At 63.1% G+C, this 16,264-nt stretch carries 14 protein-coding genes and 1 tRNA gene; 3 read left to right on the forward strand and 12 right to left on the reverse strand.

Translation table 11 applies throughout. The features are described from left to right. Window positions 1-666: 666 nt before the first annotated feature. From AB3X89_RS15685 to AB3X89_RS15720, 8 genes are all read right to left on the reverse strand, one after another. The gene (locus tag AB3X89_RS15685) at window positions 667-837 is read right to left on the reverse strand and encodes a hypothetical protein (RefSeq protein WP_368584106.1); all 171 of its coding nucleotides are present in this window, start codon (window positions 835-837) and stop codon (window positions 667-669) included. 138 nt (window positions 838-975) lie between these two features. Then, window positions 976-1,191, reverse strand: a complete 216-nt coding sequence (locus AB3X89_RS15690; RefSeq protein WP_368584107.1) for a hypothetical protein — start codon at window positions 1,189-1,191, stop codon at window positions 976-978. 140 nt (window positions 1,192-1,331) lie between these two features. Continuing rightward, window positions 1,332-1,419, reverse strand: a tRNA-Ile gene (locus AB3X89_RS15695). 152 nt (window positions 1,420-1,571) lie between these two features. After that, window positions 1,572-3,962: an RNA polymerase sigma factor RpoD gene (gene rpoD / locus AB3X89_RS15700; RefSeq protein ID WP_368584108.1), complete on the reverse strand. Its 2,391-nt coding sequence runs from the start codon at window positions 3,960-3,962 to the stop codon at window positions 1,572-1,574. 91 nt (window positions 3,963-4,053) lie between these two features. After that, window positions 4,054-5,928: a DNA primase gene (gene dnaG, locus AB3X89_RS15705; protein WP_368584109.1), complete on the reverse strand. Its 1,875-nt coding sequence runs from the start codon at window positions 5,926-5,928 to the stop codon at window positions 4,054-4,056. 119 nt (window positions 5,929-6,047) lie between these two features. Then, the gene (locus AB3X89_RS15710; RefSeq protein ID WP_176378918.1) at window positions 6,048-6,494 is read right to left on the reverse strand and encodes a GatB/YqeY domain-containing protein; all 447 of its coding nucleotides are present in this window, start codon (window positions 6,492-6,494) and stop codon (window positions 6,048-6,050) included. Between the two features lie 233 nt (window positions 6,495-6,727). Then, entirely contained in the window at window positions 6,728-6,940 is a 213-nt protein-coding gene (rpsU, locus tag AB3X89_RS15715) for a 30S ribosomal protein S21 (RefSeq protein ID WP_008919901.1), read from the reverse strand. A 68-nt stretch (window positions 6,941-7,008) separates the two neighbouring features. Further along, window positions 7,009-8,226, reverse strand: coding sequence for an NAD(P)/FAD-dependent oxidoreductase (locus AB3X89_RS15720; protein WP_368584110.1), 1,218 nt, complete (start codon window positions 8,224-8,226; stop codon window positions 7,009-7,011). A gap of 145 nt (window positions 8,227-8,371) precedes the next feature. On the opposite strand from AB3X89_RS15720, the gene tsaD reads away from it, so the two are divergent. Next, window positions 8,372-9,400: a tRNA (adenosine(37)-N6)-threonylcarbamoyltransferase complex transferase subunit TsaD gene (gene tsaD / locus AB3X89_RS15725; RefSeq protein ID WP_013093004.1), complete on the forward strand. Its 1,029-nt coding sequence runs from the start codon at window positions 8,372-8,374 to the stop codon at window positions 9,398-9,400. Between the two features lie 97 nt (window positions 9,401-9,497). Here the strand turns inward: tsaD and folE2 are convergent, their stop codons facing one another. The 4 genes from folE2 to AB3X89_RS15745 form a co-directional block, all read right to left on the reverse strand. Then, window positions 9,498-10,304, reverse strand: a complete 807-nt coding sequence (folE2, locus tag AB3X89_RS15730; RefSeq protein WP_368584111.1) for a GTP cyclohydrolase FolE2 — start codon at window positions 10,302-10,304, stop codon at window positions 9,498-9,500. A 244-nt stretch (window positions 10,305-10,548) separates the two neighbouring features. Then, complete coding sequence (gene dxs / locus AB3X89_RS15735) at window positions 10,549-12,456, reverse strand: 1-deoxy-D-xylulose-5-phosphate synthase (protein ID WP_368584112.1); 1,908 nt, start codon at window positions 12,454-12,456, stop codon at window positions 10,549-10,551. An 87-nt stretch (window positions 12,457-12,543) separates the two neighbouring features. Further along, window positions 12,544-13,425, reverse strand: coding sequence for a polyprenyl synthetase family protein (locus AB3X89_RS15740; protein WP_368584113.1), 882 nt, complete (start codon window positions 13,423-13,425; stop codon window positions 12,544-12,546). Next, the gene (locus tag AB3X89_RS15745; protein WP_090808406.1) at window positions 13,422-13,730 is read right to left on the reverse strand and encodes an exodeoxyribonuclease VII small subunit; all 309 of its coding nucleotides are present in this window, start codon (window positions 13,728-13,730) and stop codon (window positions 13,422-13,424) included. Before AB3X89_RS15745 ends, AB3X89_RS15740 begins: the two co-directional genes overlap by 4 nt. A 320-nt stretch (window positions 13,731-14,050) precedes the next feature. On the opposite strand from AB3X89_RS15745, the gene AB3X89_RS15750 reads away from it, so the two are divergent. Further along, the gene (locus AB3X89_RS15750; protein WP_368584114.1) at window positions 14,051-15,157 is read left to right on the forward strand and encodes an aromatic ring-hydroxylating dioxygenase subunit alpha; all 1,107 of its coding nucleotides are present in this window, start codon (window positions 14,051-14,053) and stop codon (window positions 15,155-15,157) included. Between the two features lie 150 nt (window positions 15,158-15,307). Further along, the gene (locus tag AB3X89_RS15755; protein WP_368584115.1) at window positions 15,308-16,177 is read left to right on the forward strand and encodes a sulfurtransferase; all 870 of its coding nucleotides are present in this window, start codon (window positions 15,308-15,310) and stop codon (window positions 16,175-16,177) included. Window positions 16,178-16,264 lie beyond the last annotated feature (87 nt).

Raw genomic sequence — 16,264 nt, forward strand, 5'->3', positions numbered from 1 at the left:
GTTTATCGCAAGATCTAAGTGCCCGATCGCCAGCCCCAATCAAAACGAATTTGCAACGCGCCAATATTCGAAGTTGTGCGTTTGCAACAGTGTTTTAATACGCGCGACGTAATCGGGTCGGAGCAAATCGACGAAAAAGCAGTCGATATTTCTGGTAATCGAATGGCTCGAATGACGGTTTTCCGCGTTGTTTTAAAATTTACTTTGAGCTGAAGGGAACTTAATGAGGTTAATGCAGTCTTCCTGGCTCATGTGGCAATTAATCGTTTCGAGCGAGCACGATTAACTCGTCGAATCGACAAGACCGCCTATTCACCTGGTCTTTATTGGCCAACGTAAGCAGTTGCTGCCACTCCTTGGCAGCACAACGGTCTCAGCCTGTCGCGTCGAATCAGCATTCACTATTGAGACACCGCCATTGCGGCGGGCTTCTGATTTCACGCTTTAGCAAGCCCCCTCTGTCACGTCTCTAAAGATGCGCTCGCGATCACTCGAAAAAGCCTTCAGCACGGGCATTGCCCGGAGGTGAATTGCGGCGCCGGCCGCCGCGTGATAAGACCCGCGCTGAAAGCGGACGGCGTGCATCAACAGGCCTTCCACATTCAATTAACGGCCGGGCGGCACCCGCATTTACACGGAGTTTCCCTGATTACGCGCGATCGGCGCTTATGGCTTGCGGGGAGCGCGCTCGAGCGCCTCCTCGTCCTCGGGCGAGGAACCCGGAGCGAGCGGGTCGGTATCGGGCGGCGTGTCGGGCAATGGACGCGGCTGGCCGTCGGATTCTTCGAGCGGCTGATTCGGAGGCGCGACGGGATCGATGGTTGGGTCGGTTTGCATGACGGCCTCCACGTGGACGGGAACTTCTCCCTACGTTGGATGCGCAACGGCTATTCCTGCGATCGCTGGCAAGCTCGCCGGCGGCGGCGCCTGTAGAAGTTGCGTTGGCTCGAAACCGAAATTGCAACGCCCGACGCCTCAGTGACGTTCGAAGCGCGAATCCCCCACCTCATCCGACGAAGCCGTGAGGAACGGCTCCAGCCCGAATAGCCACGCGAAGCAGAATGCGACCCGCGTCAGTGCTCGCACTGATGGCTGCGGCGGGTCTTCGTTGGCGTCATCGAGCGACGCGGGCGACGCGGCTGGCAGGGGTTGGGGCGGGATTAACTCGGCTGCGCTGTGGTCGGTTCGCATGATCGTTCTCGTTATTGGATGGGCGTGGAAGCCGAGTCAGAGCAAGCGACATGCCAATGAGTGTCGCGAAACACAGGCAGCCGAAGGCCGCCCAAAAACAAAAAAGGGTTCCGGAATTCGGAACCCTTTCTTCAATACTTTGGTGGGCCGGGTGGGGTTCGAACCCACGATGTCCTTTCGGAGGTGGATTATGAGTCCACTGCCTGCAACCAACACGGCGTCCAGCCCAAGAAAAAGACCCGGTCGTGAAGGCCGGGCCCGTTTCGTCGATTGGCCGACATACTACACGAAAAAGGGGCCTCCGCAACCGCTTCGCTTCCGCGAAACGACCGGGAGGCCCCTTTAATCGCATCATTTGCGGCGAGCCGCGGCCGTCGACGTCAATTGCCTTCGAGGAACGACTTCAGCTTGTCCGAACGGCTCGGATGACGCAGCTTGCGCAGCGCCTTCGCCTCGATCTGACGAATCCGCTCACGCGTCACGTCGAACTGCTTACCGACTTCTTCGAGCGTGTGATCGGTGCTCATCTCGATACCGAAACGCATGCGCAACACCTTCGCTTCGCGCGGCGTGAGCGAGTCGAGCACATCCTTCACGACGTCGCGCATGCTCGCGTGCAACGCCGCATCCGCCGGGGCGACCGTGTTCGTATCTTCGATGAAGTCGCCCAGATGCGAATCGTCGTCGTCGCCGATCGGCGTTTCCATCGAGATCGGCTCCTTCGCGATCTTCATGATCTTGCGGATCTTGTCTTCCGGCATTTCCATCTTCTCGGCCAGCGTTGCCGGATCCGGCTCGAGACCGGTTTCCTGCAGGATCTGACGCGAGATGCGGTTCATCTTGTTGATCGTTTCGATCATGTGAACCGGAATCCGGATCGTGCGCGCTTGGTCGGCGATCGAACGCGTAATGGCTTGGCGAATCCACCACGTCGCATACGTGGAAAACTTGTAGCCACGACGGTATTCGAATTTGTCCACCGCCTTCATCAGGCCAATGTTGCCTTCCTGAATCAGGTCGAGGAACTGCAGACCGCGGTTCGTGTACTTCTTCGCGATCGAGATCACGAGACGCAGGTTGGCCTCGGTCATCTCGCGCTTCGCCTGACGCGCCTTCAGTTCGCCGGCCGCCATCTGACGGTTGGTTTCCTTCAGGTCCTTCAGCGGCAGCACCACGCGCGCCTGCAGATCGAGCAGACGCTGCTGCTGTTCGCGAATCGCCGGAATGTTGCGCGTGAGGATCGCGCTATATACATGCCCCTCGGCTACGATCTTGTCGGCCCATTCGAGGTCCGTCTCGCTGCCCGGGAAACGCGCGATGAATTCCGCGCGCGGCATGCCGCACTTGTCGACTACGGTATGCAGGATCTGACGCTCGACCTGGCGCACTTCATCGACCTGCGCGCGCAACGTGTCACACAGACGCTCGACGGTACGCGCGGTGAAGCGGATCGTCATCAGCTCGTTCTGGATGGTTTCCTGCGCCTTCAGGTACGACTTGGACTTGTAGCCTTCCTTCTCGAACGCGCGACGCATCTTGTCGAACCATTCGCTGATCAACGCGAATTTTTCGAGCGACGCGCGCCGCAGCGCTTCGAGTTGCGCGGCGTTGGCGGTGGCTTGCGCCGAGCCGTCGTCCTCTTCCTCGTCCTCTTCGTCCTCTTCCTCGGCTTCCTCGTCTTCGTTCTCGATCGCTTCCGCTTCCTGGGCGGAGAAGCCGTCGGCGTCTTCCGCGTCGGCGTCGATCAGACCGTCGACGAGTTCGTCGATGCGCACTTCGTCATTGGCGACGCGCTCGGCCATCGCGAGGATGTCGGCGATCGTGGTCGGGCACGCGGAGATGGCCATCACCATGTGCTTCAGGCCGTCTTCGATGCGCTTGGCGATCTCGATTTCGCCTTCGCGCGTAAGCAGCTCGACCGTGCCCATTTCGCGCATGTACATGCGCACGGGATCGGTGGTGCGGCCAAATTCGGAGTCGACGGTGGACAGCGCGACTTCGGCTTCCTCTTCGACTTCATCGTCCGACGAAGCCGCGGGCGCGTTGTCGTTGAGCAGCAGCGTTTCAGCGTCAGGGGCCTGTTCGTAGACCGCGACGCCCATGTCGTTGAACGTGCTGATGATGCCTTCGATCGCCTCGGTCTCGGTGAAGTTGTCCGGCAGGTGATCGTTGATTTCAGCGTACGTGAGGAAGCCGCGCTCCTTGCCGAGTTTGATCAGCGCGCGCAGCTTGGAGCGACGCTCCTCGAGCTCCTCCACCGTGCCAGGCTGCGACGACGCGAACGCATCCTTCAGCAGCGCTTTTTCCTTTGCACGACGGTCGCGAGCCTTGACCTTTTCCACCTTGCCCGGTGCGGCGGCAGCGGTTTCTTCGGCCTGGGTTGCATCGTCATCGACGGGTACTTCATTCAGCTTTTTCGTCATGGAGTTCGCCGTACCGGCTGTAGTCTCGACCCCCGGCTGTTGGACAACAGCCGGATGAACCGTGGATACTGAAGTCACGCGCGCTGCCGCATCGTCCTTAACGGCAGCCGCTTCCCTTGCGCTTCTGACACCCGCCCGCTTGGCAGCCGGCGGTGCTACAGCTTTCGCCGCCCGAACCGGTGCGGCCTGCGCGGCCGCAGTGGTCGACGACTTCTTCCCGGCAGCTGGTGCAACGCTGACAGCAGACGTCCTTTTGGCGGATGCAGTCAGCCTGGCTTCGGTAACTTTTCCGGTGCGCTCTTTAGCGCGTGAGCCAGTTGTCTGATTTCCGCCTGTCGTCTTTGCCATCGCATCGCCTTTCGCCTTTGCTAGGAAAACCCTTGAAAAAACAAACTGCTAGAAACTTTTGATTATAGCACCCGAGGTTTTGCCCTCTCCGCTACAGACCGAGTTGACGCTTCATGTCGGCCCGCTTCCGGTTGAGCTCCGAAAACTCGGCAAACTCTTCCGGCGTATGTCGTGACTGTCGCGAAAGCTGTTCGAGACGATCGCAATAAGCGTCGTATCGCATCTTCAAAATTGCGGCCTTCAACTCCTCGCCGACGATTCGTTCCTGCTCGCGCCGCTCCTCGATGACGGCCGCGTCCTGCGGGTCTTTCAGCAGCAAATCCCGGACGTTTTCATCATAGTCTAGAATTTTGCGAAAGATTTCCTCGAAAGTTGGGGCGTTCGCGCCATTTCGCAAGAGATCTGACAACAACTGGAACGCCGCCGAATCGCCGAGGGCGCGCGCGTGCGTCGTCACTTCCGCGAACAGTTCGCCGTGCCGGGTCACGGTGAGCAGTGCCTCTTCGGCCTCTTCGTCGAGCATCGCGACCGTGCGCGGATACATCACCAGGTTGCGCAGCGTCTTTTCCTCGATTCCGGTCACGCTGCGGCGGTCCTTGCGGGCCGGCGCCTCGCGCGCCGCGGCCGCAATCCGGGCATCGACTTCGCAAAGCGCCGCGACTTCGCTGAACGGCACATCGAGCCGGTCGGCGAACATATGCATGATCTGCGCTCGCAGCGCGTTGGCCGGCAACGCCTGCAGCAGCGGCTTCGCGTCGAACAGCGCGCGGGCTTTGCCTTCGGGCTGATCGAGCTCCTTGCCGGTCAGTACCTCGTTGAGCATGAACTGCGACAGCGGCATCGCCCGTTCGACCTGCTCGGCGAAAGCCTCGGTGCCGAACTCGCGCACGTAGCTGTCGGGATCGTGCTCGCTCGGCAGGAACAGGAAACGGATCGTCCGGTTGTCGGCGGCATGCGGCAGGCACGCGTCGAGCGCGCGGCGCGCTGCACGCCGGCCGGCCGCGTCGCCGTCGAAACTGAAAATGACCGTGTCGGTCTGGCGCATCAGTTTCTGCACATGAATCGGTGTGCAAGCGGTGCCGAGGGTCGCGACCGCGTTCTGGAAGCCCAATTGGGCCAGCGCAACCACGTCCATATAACCTTCGACGACCAGCACGTAATGTTGCTCTCGAATCGCCAGACGCGCCTCGAACAGCCCGTACAGCTCGCTGCCCTTGTTAAATAGCGGCGTTTCGGGCGAATTCAAATATTTCGGCTCGCCGCCGTCGAGCACGCGGCCGCCGAAGCCGATCACCTGCCCTTTGACATTGCGGATCGGGAACATGATCCGCTCGCGGAAGCGGTCGTAGCGGCGGTTCTGACCCTGCGCGTCCGACTTTTCGCTGACGATCACGAGGCCCGCTTCGACCAGCGCGTCGTCGCGATAGTTCGGGAACGCCGCCTCGAGGTTTTGCCAGCCTTCGGGCGCATAGCCGAGACCGAAGCGCGCGGCGATTTCGCCGGTCAGACCGCGCTTTTTCAGATACTGGATCGCGCCCGGCGCACCGCGCAGTTGCTTGCGGTAGTAGTCACAGGCGATCTGCATGAGATCGGACAGCGCTGTGGTGACAGCCTTCGACGCCGCCGGCACGTAGCCGCCGCCAGCTCCGCCACCACCGCCATATCCGGGCGAAGGCTCGTTCGGCACGGTGAGACCGACCGATTGCGCGAGCTCGTTGACCGCTTCGGGAAACGACGCCCCCACGTGTTCCATCAGGAAACCGATGGCCGTGCCATGCGCACCGCAGCCGAAGCAGTGATAAAACTGCTTAGTCGGACTAACCGTAAACGAGGGACTCTTCTCGTTGTGAAACGGGCACAGCCCCATGAAGTTCGCGCCGCCCTTTTTCAGCTGCACATACCGGCCGACCACGTCGACGATATCGACGCGGTTGAGCAGGTCCTGCAGGAATGACGGTGGGATCACAGTAAATAACGCTGCCTGGAAAGCTTCAAAATCCAAGCCCGGAGTCCGGGCTCGACACCGCGGCCAAGCCCCGCGCCTCGCCTTCCGGAGGGGCGCGCGACCCGGACAAATCGACAGGGTTACTTCGCGAGCGCGGCCTTGACCTGCGCGGAGACGGCGGTCATGTCGGCGCGGCCGGCCAGCTTCGGCTTCAGCACGCCCATCACCTTGCCCATGTCCTGCGGGCCGGCAGCGCCAGTCTGCGCGACCGCCGCCTGCACTTCGGCAACGATTTCCGCTTCGGACATCTGCTCGGGCATATAGGCGGAAAGAATGGCCAGCTCAGCCTTTTCCTTGTCCGCGAGATCCGTGCGTCCGGCGGCCTCGAACTGGCTGATCGAATCTTTGCGCTGCTTGATCATCTTGTCGACCACGGCGGTTATGCCGGCATCGTCGAGCGTGACCCGCTCATCGACTTCACGCTGCTTGATCGCGGCGAGCAGCAGGCGGATCGTACCGAGACGCTCGGTCTCGCGCGCCCGCATGGCAGCTTTCATATCGTCGTTGATCCGGTCCTTGAGACTCATCACTCACCTGAATTGCGTTGAAAAGTTGAAAAACCGGCCGGTCGATGGCGGCGATACCGCCGCATCAGCACGAAAACCCGCTTGGGACTTCTTCCTCAAGCGGGTTGGCGCAATATGCGTAGTGGATGCGACCCTGCCGGCTGGCCCGATGGGCCGGGTTTGCCGTGATGGCACTGTGGTGCCGCCATCGGCTGGGATGCTGCCGCGCCGCGTACAGCGGGGCAACGCCAGAATCAGTAGAGCTTTTTTGGCAGCATCTGGCCACGCAGACGCTTGAAATGACGCTTCACCGCCGCCGCTTTCTTGCGCTTGCGTTCGGCTGTGGGTTTCTCGTAAAACTCGCGAGCGCGAAGTTCCGTCAGTAAGCCGTTTTTCTCCATGGTGCGCTTGAAACGGCGCATGGCGACTTCGAACGGCTCATTGTCTTTTACGCGGATAGTCGTCATTTTTCAATAACGGAACTTTGTAAAGGTTCAGGAGTATAGCAGAGCTTTCTCACAAAGCCATTGCGCCGTCAAGCCCCCCGGGCATATTGGGCGGCCGCCTCTCCGGCCGCGACACCCGACGCCCACGCCCACTGGAAGTTGTAGCCGCCGAGCCAGCCGGTCACGTCGACCGCCTCGCCGATGAAGTAGAGGCCCGGCACCCGCGCGCTCATCATCGTCGTCGATGACAAACCGCGCGTATCGACGCCGCCGCGCGTCACTTCGGCCTTGCGATAACCCTCGGTGCCGTTCGGCGTGAGCGTCCAGCGCGACAGCGCCTCACCGATGCGGCGCAGCGACTTGTCCGGCAAATCGGCGACGCGGGCCTCGGCGGCCACCTGGTGCGTGTCGAGCCACACGTGCGCGAGCCGCTGCGGCACCCACTCCGACAGCAGATTGCCAATCTGCCGCTTAGTGCCGTTTTTCGCGTCGATCAGCGCGACCGCGGCGTCGCGCTCCGGGAGCAGATTGATGTGAATCGGCTCGCCGGGCTGCCAGTAGCTCGATATCTGCAGCACCCCCGGACCCGACAGGCCGCGGTGCGTGAGCAGCAGATCTTCGGTGAACTCCGCGCCGGTCTTCTTATTGCCGGTCGACAGCTGGACTTCGAGCGACACGCCCGACAGCGCCGCAAACGGCTCCCAGTCGGCGGGCGCGAAGGTCAGCGGTACCAGCGCGGGGCGCGTGTCGATCAGCTTGTGGCCGAACTGCTTGGCGATTCGGTATGCGAAATCGGTCGCGCCGATCTTCGGGATCGACAGACCGCCCGTAGCGATCACGAGCGCACGGGCGGCGATCGTGCCCGCCGTCGTGCCAAGCAGGAACCGCCCTTCTGCGTCCTGGCGCACTTCTTCGACGGACAGCGGCGTGCGCCATGCAACGCCACCGGCGTCGCACTCGTTTTTGAGCACGTCGATGACCGCGTCGCTCGACTGATCGCAAAACAGTTGGCCCTTGTGCTTCTCGTGCCATGTCACGCGATGCTGCTTCAGCAGCGCCATGAAGTCGCGCGGCGTATAGCGTGCAAGCGCCGAGCGGCAAAAATGCGGATTCGCCGACAGATAATTGGCCGGCCCCGCATACAGATTCGTGAAGTTGCAGCGGCCGCCGCCGGAAATGCGGATTTTTTCCGCGAGACGCTGCGAGTGGTCGATCAGCGCCACACGCCGACCAAGTTGACCGGCAACTGCAGCGCACATCATGCCGGCCGCGCCCGCGCCGATCACCGCGATATCGAAGGATTCCATGGGGCCGCATTGTACCTGCCGGGCCCTCGCGCCCATGCCCGTGCGCAGCCGGCCGCCAGCGGCCGCTTGTGCGCGCTGGTATACTTTCAGGCCTACCTTTTACTTTCGGACGCGCGTCGCGCGCGCCCGTCCCAAGCGATTCATCATGCTCGTTCTCGGCATCGAAAGCTCCTGCGACGAAACCGGTCTCGCGCTCTACGACACGGAGCGCGGCCTGCTCGCGCACGCGCTGCATTCGCAGATTGCGATGCATCGGGAGTACGGCGGCGTCGTGCCGGAGCTTGCATCGCGCGACCATATCCGCCGCGCGCTGCCGCTGCTCGAAGAGGTGATGGAGCGCGCTGGCGTCGCGCGCGGCGACATCGACGCGATCGCCTACACACAAGGGCCCGGGCTCGCAGGCGCGCTGCTGGTCGGCGCGAGCGTCGCCAATTCGCTGGCGATGGCGTGGAACAAGCCGACCGTCGGTATTCACCATCTCGAAGGGCATTTGCTGTCGCCGCTGCTCGTCGACGAGCCGCCGCCGTTTCCATTCGTCGCGCTGCTGGTGTCGGGCGGCCATACGCAGCTAATGCGCGTGACGGACGTCGGCGTCTACGAGACGCTCGGCGAAACGCTCGACGACGCCGCCGGCGAAGCCTTCGACAAAACCGCCAAGCTGCTGGGCCTCGGCTATCCGGGCGGCCCGGAAGTCTCGCGCATGGCCGAGTTCGGCACACCCGGCGCGGTCGTGCTGCCGCGCCCGATGCTGCATTCCGGCGACCTCGATTTCAGCTTCAGCGGCCTGAAGACCGCCGTGCTCACGCACGCCAACCGGCTGGGCGGCGCAAACATCTGCGAGCAGGCCAAGGCCGACCTCGCGCGCGGTTTCGTCGATGCCGCCGTCGAAGTGCTGGCCGCGAAATCGCTCGCCGCGCTCAAGCGCACGAAGCTGAACCGGCTGGTGGTGGCGGGCGGCGTCGGCGCGAACCGGCAGTTGCGCGAAGCGCTGTCGGCCGCCGCGCAGAAGCGCAATTTTTACGTGCACTATCCCGACCTGTCGCTGTGCACGGACAATGGGGCGATGATCGCGCTGGCCGGCGCGCTGCGTCTGCAACGCTGGCCCGAACAGGCCGTCAACGACTACGCGTTCACCGTGAAGCCGCGCTGGGATCTGACGTCGCTCGCGCACTGAACCGGCGCCGCAAGACGATAAAAAAGCCGCTTTAAAAGCGGCTTTTTCATGGGTTCAATGCTTTTGCAACGAGCGGCGTAGACCGACACAGAACGTATCAGGCCAGGCGCTTGTCCTGCTCAATCACCGCATAAGCGCTGTGATTGTGAATCGACTCGAAGTTCTCGGCTTCGAGCACATACGCGACGATGCGCTCGTCGGCGTTCAGACGCTGGGCAACGTCGCGCACGAGGTCTTCGACGAACTTCGGATTTTCATACGCGCGCTCGGTAACAAACTTCTCGTCCGGACGCTTGAGCAGACCCCACAGCTCGCACGACGCTTCTTCCTCGGCGATGCGGATCAACTCTTCGACAGCGACGTCGCCGATGAGCTCGGCATCGATCGTCACGTGCGAGCGCTGGTTGTGCGCGCCGTACTGCGAGATTTTCTTCGAGCACGGGCACAGGCTCGTGACCGGCACCAGCACCTTCAGAAACAGCCGCGTCGCGCCATGGCGGGTCTCGCCGGTCAGCGTGACTTCGTAGTCGAGCAGGCTCTGCACGCCCGACACCGGCGCGGTCTTGTTCACGAAGTAAGGGAATGACACTTCGATGCGGCCCGCCTCGGCCTCGAGCTTATCGAGCATGGCCGCGAGCATCGTGCGGAACGTGGCCGGTTCGAGCGGCGCCTTGTTCTCTTCGAGCAACGCGACGAAGCGCGACATGTGCGTGCCCTTCTGCTCGGCCGGCAGATGCACGTCGAGATTCCACGTGCCGACCGTTGGCTGCACTTCACCGGCTTGCGTGCGGACCGTCAACGGATGACGCACGCCCTTCACGCCGACCCGCTGGATCGGAATCTGGCGCGTGTCGGGGGTGCTTTGCACGTCGGGCATCACGAAGGCGGGATTCATCTGATTCATTCTTCTGTCCTTTCTGGAAAGCGCCTGGCTACGTCAAGGTCTCGCTGCATCGGCGACCATCGCGCAGCGAGCTCGAAGCGCCCAGCGGCCGTGCAGATCAGCGCGCGCAACGGCGAACGCCGGCTGCCGCCGGCGTTGGGTGACGGGCCGCAGGACCCGTCGATTCAAACTGGAGATTGCCGAAGCCGCCGTCGCATGACGGCGGCATGAGTCGTACCGCGGCGGCACGACAGGCGACAGCGCCTTAAGCGACGCGCTTCACCGACGACTGACCGCCGACCGCGCCGCTTGCGAGGAAGCGTTCGCGAATCGACCGGGCGATACCCGCGGCGTCGAGACCGCACGCGGCGAGCAGCTTGGCCGGGTCCCCGTGATCGATGAACCGATCGGCGAGGCCCAATTGTAGTACGGGGCGCATAACCCCACTTGCGAGCAGGGCTTCGACGCAGGCCGAACCCGCGCCACCCATGATGCAGCCTTCCTCGACGGTGACGATCGCGTCGTGCGTCTCGGCCAGCTTGCGCACGAGTTCGGTGTCGAGCGGCTTCACGAAGCGCATGTTCGCGACGGTGGCGTCGAATTGCTCGGCGGCCGCGAGCGACGGCGCGACCATCGTGCCGAACGCGAGAATCGCGATGCGCTTGCCAGCCGGCGCCGACGTCTCGCGACGCAGTTCACCCTTGCCGAGCGGCAACGCGGCCATCTGCTTGACGGTTGCGACACCGGTACCCGCGCCGCGCGGGTAGCGCACAGCGGTCGGATGCGACTGCTGCAACGCGGTGTACAGCATCTGACGGCACTCGTTTTCGTCCGACGGCGCCATCACGGTCATGTTCGGGATACAACGCATGAACGCTAGGTCGTACGCGCCCGCATGCGTCGCGCCGTCCGCACCGACGAGACCCGCGCGATCGATGGCGAACACCACCGGCAGGTTTTGCAGCGCGATGTCGTGAATCAACTGGTCATACGCGCGTTGCAGGAAGGTCGAATAGATCGCGACGACCGGCTTCATGCCGTCCGCGGCGAGGCCGCCCGCGAACGTCACCGCGTGCTGCTCGGCGATGCCGACGTCGAAGTAACGATCCGGGAAGCGCTTTTCGAACTCGACCATGCCCGAGCCTTCACGCATCGCCGGTGTAATGCCGACCACGCGCGAGTCGAGCTCGGCCGCATCGCACAGCCATTCGCCGAACACCTGCGTGTAGGTCTTCTTCGACGGCGTCGCGGCCGGCTTGATGCCCTCGGCCGGGTTGAACTTGCCCGGGCCGTGGTACAGCACCGGATCGGCCTCGGCCAGCTTGTAGCCCTGGCCTTTCTTCGTGACCACGTGAAGGAATTGCGGCCCGCGCAGTTCCTTGATGTTTTGCAGCGTCGGGATCAGCGAATCGAGATCGTGACCGTCGATCGGCCCGATGTAGTTGAAGCCGAACTCTTCGAACAGCGTGGCCGGCACAATCATGCCCTTCGCGTGCTCCTCGAGCTTGCGCGCGAGATCGAGCACCGGCGGCGCAACCCGCAGCACGCGCTCGACGCCCGCACGCGCGGCCGCGTAGAAGCGCCCAGACATCAGACGCGCGAGATGGCGATTCAGCGCGCCGACCGGCGGCGAGATCGACATGTCGTTGTCGTTGAGGATCACGAGCAGCGGGACGTCGTCTTCGACGCCCGCGTTGTTCATGGCCTCGAAGGCCATGCCGGCCGTCATCGCGCCGTCGCCGATAACCGCGATACCCATGCGATTGTCGCCCTGCAGCTTACTCGCGATCGCCATGCCGAGCGCGGCCGAGATCGACGTGCTCGAGTGCGCGGTGCCGAAGGTGTCGTATTCCGATTCGTCGCGTTTCGGGAAGCCCGAGATGCCGCCCAACTGACGCAGCGTGTGCATCTGGTCGCGACGACCGGTCAGGATCTTGTGCGGATAGGTCTGATGGCCTACGTCCCAGACGATCCGATCGTGCGGCGTGTCGAACACGTAATGCAGCGCGATGGTCAACTCGACCGTGCCGAGGTTGGACGAGAGATGGCCGCCCGTCTGCGATACGCTGTCGAGCACAAAGGCGCGCAACTCGTCGGCAAGCGGTTGCAATTGACGGCGATCGAGGCGGCGCAGGGCTGCCGGGTCGTCGATGGTTTTCAGCAAGTCGTACATCGTCGTTCCATTGTAGGAAAACTTACGCGCCCGCACTTCATTCATGCACCCCGGGGATGGAGGGTGCGCGGCGGCGGGCTTTCGCGTTCAGCTGACCCGGTTCACCACCAGGTCGGCCAGTTCGGCAAGACGCTGTGCGCGAGCGCCGAACGGTGCAAGCGCCGCGTGAGCGTCGCTGCGCAGTTGCGCCGCGAGCGCGCGCGACGCGTCGAGCCCGATAATCGACACGTAGGTCGGCTTGCCGTCCTTCGCGTCCTTGCCGGCGGTCTTGCCGAGCGTTGCGGAGTCGGTCGTGACGTCGAGAATGTCGTCGACGACCTGAAACGCGAGACCGACCGCGGCGGCGTAGGCGTCGAGCGAAGCCAGAGCCTGCGCGTCCGGCGTCTCGCCAGCCAGTGCGCCCATGCGCACGGCCGCGCGCAGCAGCGCGCCGGTCTTCATGCGATGCATGGTCTCGAGTTGCGGGCGGGTCAGCGTGTGGCCGACGCTCGCCAGATCGATGGCCTGCCCGCCGCACATGCCGATCGAGCCGCTGGCGAGCGCGAGTTCGCGCACGAGCGAGGCCTGCTGCGGCTGGCCCAATACGTCGGACGTGAGCACGACGAATGCCTGCGATTGCAGCGCGTCGCCGACCAGCAGCGCGGTCGCTTCGTCATACTTGACGTGGACCGTCGGCTTGCCGCGGCGCAGTTCGTCGTCGTCCATGCAGGGCATGTCGTCGTGCACGAGCGAGTACACGTGGATCATTTCCAGCGCCGCCGCCGCCGCATCGAGGCGTTCGGCGCGCGCGCCGGTCAGCTCGCCGGCCGCGTGGCACAGGAGTGGCCGCACCCGCTTGCCGCCACCCAGCACCGCATAGCGCATCGCCTCGTGTAGCTTGGCGGGTTCGGTCGTCTCGGCCGGCAGATAGTGTTCCAGAGCCGTTTCGACGCGTTCGAGCACCGAGCGCGTCCATTGTTCGAATGTCATAGGTCGTCCCCGCTCTCAGTCGCGGCTGTGCCTGCGGTATTCATGGGCAGCGGCTTGAGGGTCTCGCCATCGAGGACCCGCACCTGCTGCTCGACCTTTTCGAGCTGCTGTTGACAGAATGCGACAAGTGCCGCCCCGCGACGGTAGGCGGCCAGCGATTCCTCGAGGCTCAGGCTGCCGCCTTCCATGCGCGCAACGAGCTCTTCCAGCTCCGTCTGCGCTGCCTCGTAATTCTCCGGCAGCGGCGCGCTGTCGCCGCTTTCGGCTGGCGCGGCGGCGGAATCGTTCGATGCGGTCTTCGCCATGAATAGTCGCAAAATTAAAACAAGTCGGACATTCTACGGCAAAAGCGACATTTTCGATCCGCTCGAAGGCCTGCGCTCCGCCGTGCCACCTTGCTTCGAGCCTGTCCGATGTCCACCTTTGCCCCGCTTCGACCCTGAAGTCTCGCAGAAAAAAAGCTCGAGGTCTGCGGCGAAAATGCCGAACTTTCTTGACATTTTTAACCCAAATCAGGGACTTAAGTGTCCCTGTCACAGGGAAACGGGTATAATCGCGGGCTCCCTAAATCGAATCTTCGATGGTTGGGTTGTTCACTGCTTTCACGTCTTCATCGGGAGTGGGAATGTCCAATCTGAGCAATGCATTGCAGTTGCGGTCTGTTCACAGCCAGCTGCCAGTCACGGCTTACTTTGACGAAGCGCTTCTTACGCGCGAAATCGACACCCTTTTCAAGAAAGGTCCTCGCTACATCGGCCACGATCTCATGGTGCCCGAAGCGGGGGATTATTTTGCCTTGCCCAGCGAACGCGAGGGGCGGGTACTCGTCCGTAACCAGCAGTCGCAAGTTGAGTTGCTGTCGAATGTGTGCCGCCACCGGCAAGCCATCATGCTCAACGGCCGCGGGCAGACGCAGAACATCGTCTGTCCGCTGCATCGCTGGACGTACGACCTGAAGGGCGAGCTGCTCGGCGCGCCCCATTTCGCCGACAACCCGTGCCTGAATCTCGGCTCCACGCCGCTGCAGAACTGGCAGGGTCTGCTGTTCGAGGCGCAAGGTCGCAACGTCGCGAAAGATCTCGCACGCCTCGGCACCAAGCGCCACTTCGACTTCTCGGGCTTCATGTTCGATCACGTCGAAGTCCACGAGTGCAACTACAACTGGAAGACCTTCATCGAGGTCTATCTGGAGGACTATCACGTCGCGCCGTTCCATCCGGGCCTCGGCAGCTTCGTCAATTGCGATGATCTAACCTGGGAGTTCGGCGACTGGTACAGCGTGCAGACAGTCGGTGTGCACAAGGCGCTCGAGCAACCGGGAAGCCCGACGTATCGCAAGTGGCACGATGAAGTGCTGCGCTTTCGCGACGGCAATCCGCCCGAGTTCGGCGCGATTTGGATGGTGTACTACCCGGGCATCATGATCGAGTGGTATCCGCACGTGCTGGTGGTGTCATGGCTGATTCCGCGCGGTCCGCAGAAGACCACCAACGTGGTGGAGTTCTATTACCCCGAGGAAATCGCGCTGTTCGAGCGCGATTTCGTCGAAGCCGAGCGCGCCGCCTATATGGAGACGGCCCGCGAAGACGACGAGATCGCCGAGCGCATGGACGCCGGCCGTCTCGCGTTGATGGAGCGCGGCGAGTCGCAGGTCGGTCCGTATCAGAGCCCGATGGAAGACGGCATGCAGCACTTCCATGAGTTTCTGCGGCGCGAACTCGGCACGATCTGATCCGCGCCGCGCGGCGCATCGATCGACTCAAGGAAAGACGGGCTTCGACCCGTCTTTTTTTGTTTAGACTAACGACATAGACCGGCGATTGCGCCAACCGCGTGAACGACGCGGCCCGCAGCCGCCATCGCCCGTATCGAGGAGACGCTCATGCCCCACACTCATTACACCACCCTGATCTCCGCGACCAATCTTGCCGAGCGGCTCACGGCCGCGCCGGGCAGCGTGTTCGTGATCGACTGCCGGTTCGACCTCGCCGATACCGACGCGGGGGAGAAAGCCTGGCTGGCTGGCCATCTGCCGGGCGCGCACTATCTGCATCTCGATCGCGATCTGTCCGGGCCGAAGAACGGCTCGAACGGCCGGCATCCGCTGCCCGATCGCGCGCGGCTCGTCGAAACGCTCGAGTCGCGGGGGCTGAAGCAAGGTCAACAGGTCGTCGCATACGACGCGCACGGCGGCATGTACGCGGCGCGCGTCTGGTGGCTGTTGCGCTGGCTCGGCCACGACGCGGTCGCGCTGCTCGACGGCGGGCTGCAGGCATGGGAAGCGGCTGGCCAACCGCTGACGCAGGCCGTACCCGCGCAGAATACCGGCGACTTCAAGGCGGCCGCGCCGCTCGCGGTGACCATCGATAGCCAGGCGATCGAGCGCAACCTCGACTCGAAGGAGCGAATCGTCGTGGATGCGCGCGCGCCCGATCGCTATCGCGGCGAAAACGAGACGCTCGACCGCGTCGGCGGCCATATCCCGGGCGCGCTGAACCGCTTCTTCAAGGACAACCTGACCGCCGACGGCCGCTTCAAGCCGGCGCACACTCTGCGCGAGGAATTCCATGCGCTTCTCGGCGACACGTCGCCGGAGCACGTGGTGCTGCAATGCGGCTCGGGCGTGACCGCCTGCGTGAATTCGCTCGCGATGGAGGTTGCCGGCCTGCATGGCTCAGCGTTGTACCCGGGCTCATGGAGCGAGTGGAGTTCCGATCCGAAACGGCCGGTGGCGACCGGAGCGAACCCCTGAGCACTTGCCGCGGCGAGTCGTCATCAGACAAAAAGGCCGTTGCCGATTCGAAGCGGCAACGGCCTCTTTTTATCGGATTTATCGCTA

The organism is Paraburkholderia sp. BR14320, from assembly GCF_040948665.1.
Taxonomy (GTDB): domain Bacteria; phylum Pseudomonadota; class Gammaproteobacteria; order Burkholderiales; family Burkholderiaceae; genus Paraburkholderia; species Paraburkholderia youngii.

Excerpts from the sequence above, each read along its gene's own strand:
- rpsU (WP_008919901.1), bottom strand. The coding sequence starts at position 6,940 with ATGACGACTATCCGCGTAAAAGACAATGAGCCGTTCGAAGTCGCCATG.
- tsaD (WP_013093004.1), top strand. The coding sequence starts at position 8,372 with ATGCTCGTTCTCGGCATCGAAAGCTCCTGCGACGAAACCGGTCTCGCG.
- AB3X89_RS15710 (WP_176378918.1), bottom strand. The coding sequence starts at position 6,494 with ATGAGTCTCAAGGACCGGATCAACGACGATATGAAAGCTGCCATGCGG.
- AB3X89_RS15690 (WP_368584107.1), bottom strand. The coding sequence starts at position 1,191 with ATGCGAACCGACCACAGCGCAGCCGAGTTAATCCCGCCCCAACCCCTG.
- AB3X89_RS15740 (WP_368584113.1), bottom strand. The coding sequence starts at position 13,425 with ATGACATTCGAACAATGGACGCGCTCGGTGCTCGAACGCGTCGAAACG.
- folE2 (WP_368584111.1), bottom strand. The coding sequence starts at position 10,304 with ATGAATCAGATGAATCCCGCCTTCGTGATGCCCGACGTGCAAAGCACC.
- AB3X89_RS15685 (WP_368584106.1), bottom strand. The coding sequence starts at position 837 with ATGCAAACCGACCCAACCATCGATCCCGTCGCGCCTCCGAATCAGCCG.
- AB3X89_RS15755 (WP_368584115.1), top strand. The coding sequence starts at position 15,308 with ATGCCCCACACTCATTACACCACCCTGATCTCCGCGACCAATCTTGCC.
- AB3X89_RS15720 (WP_368584110.1), bottom strand. The coding sequence starts at position 8,226 with ATGGAATCCTTCGATATCGCGGTGATCGGCGCGGGCGCGGCCGGCATG.
- rpoD (WP_368584108.1), bottom strand. The coding sequence starts at position 3,962 with ATGGCAAAGACGACAGGCGGAAATCAGACAACTGGCTCACGCGCTAAA.
- dxs (WP_368584112.1), bottom strand. The coding sequence starts at position 12,456 with ATGTACGACTTGCTGAAAACCATCGACGACCCGGCAGCCCTGCGCCGC.
- AB3X89_RS15750 (WP_368584114.1), top strand. The coding sequence starts at position 14,051 with ATGTCCAATCTGAGCAATGCATTGCAGTTGCGGTCTGTTCACAGCCAG.
- AB3X89_RS15745 (WP_090808406.1), bottom strand. The coding sequence starts at position 13,730 with ATGGCGAAGACCGCATCGAACGATTCCGCCGCCGCGCCAGCCGAAAGC.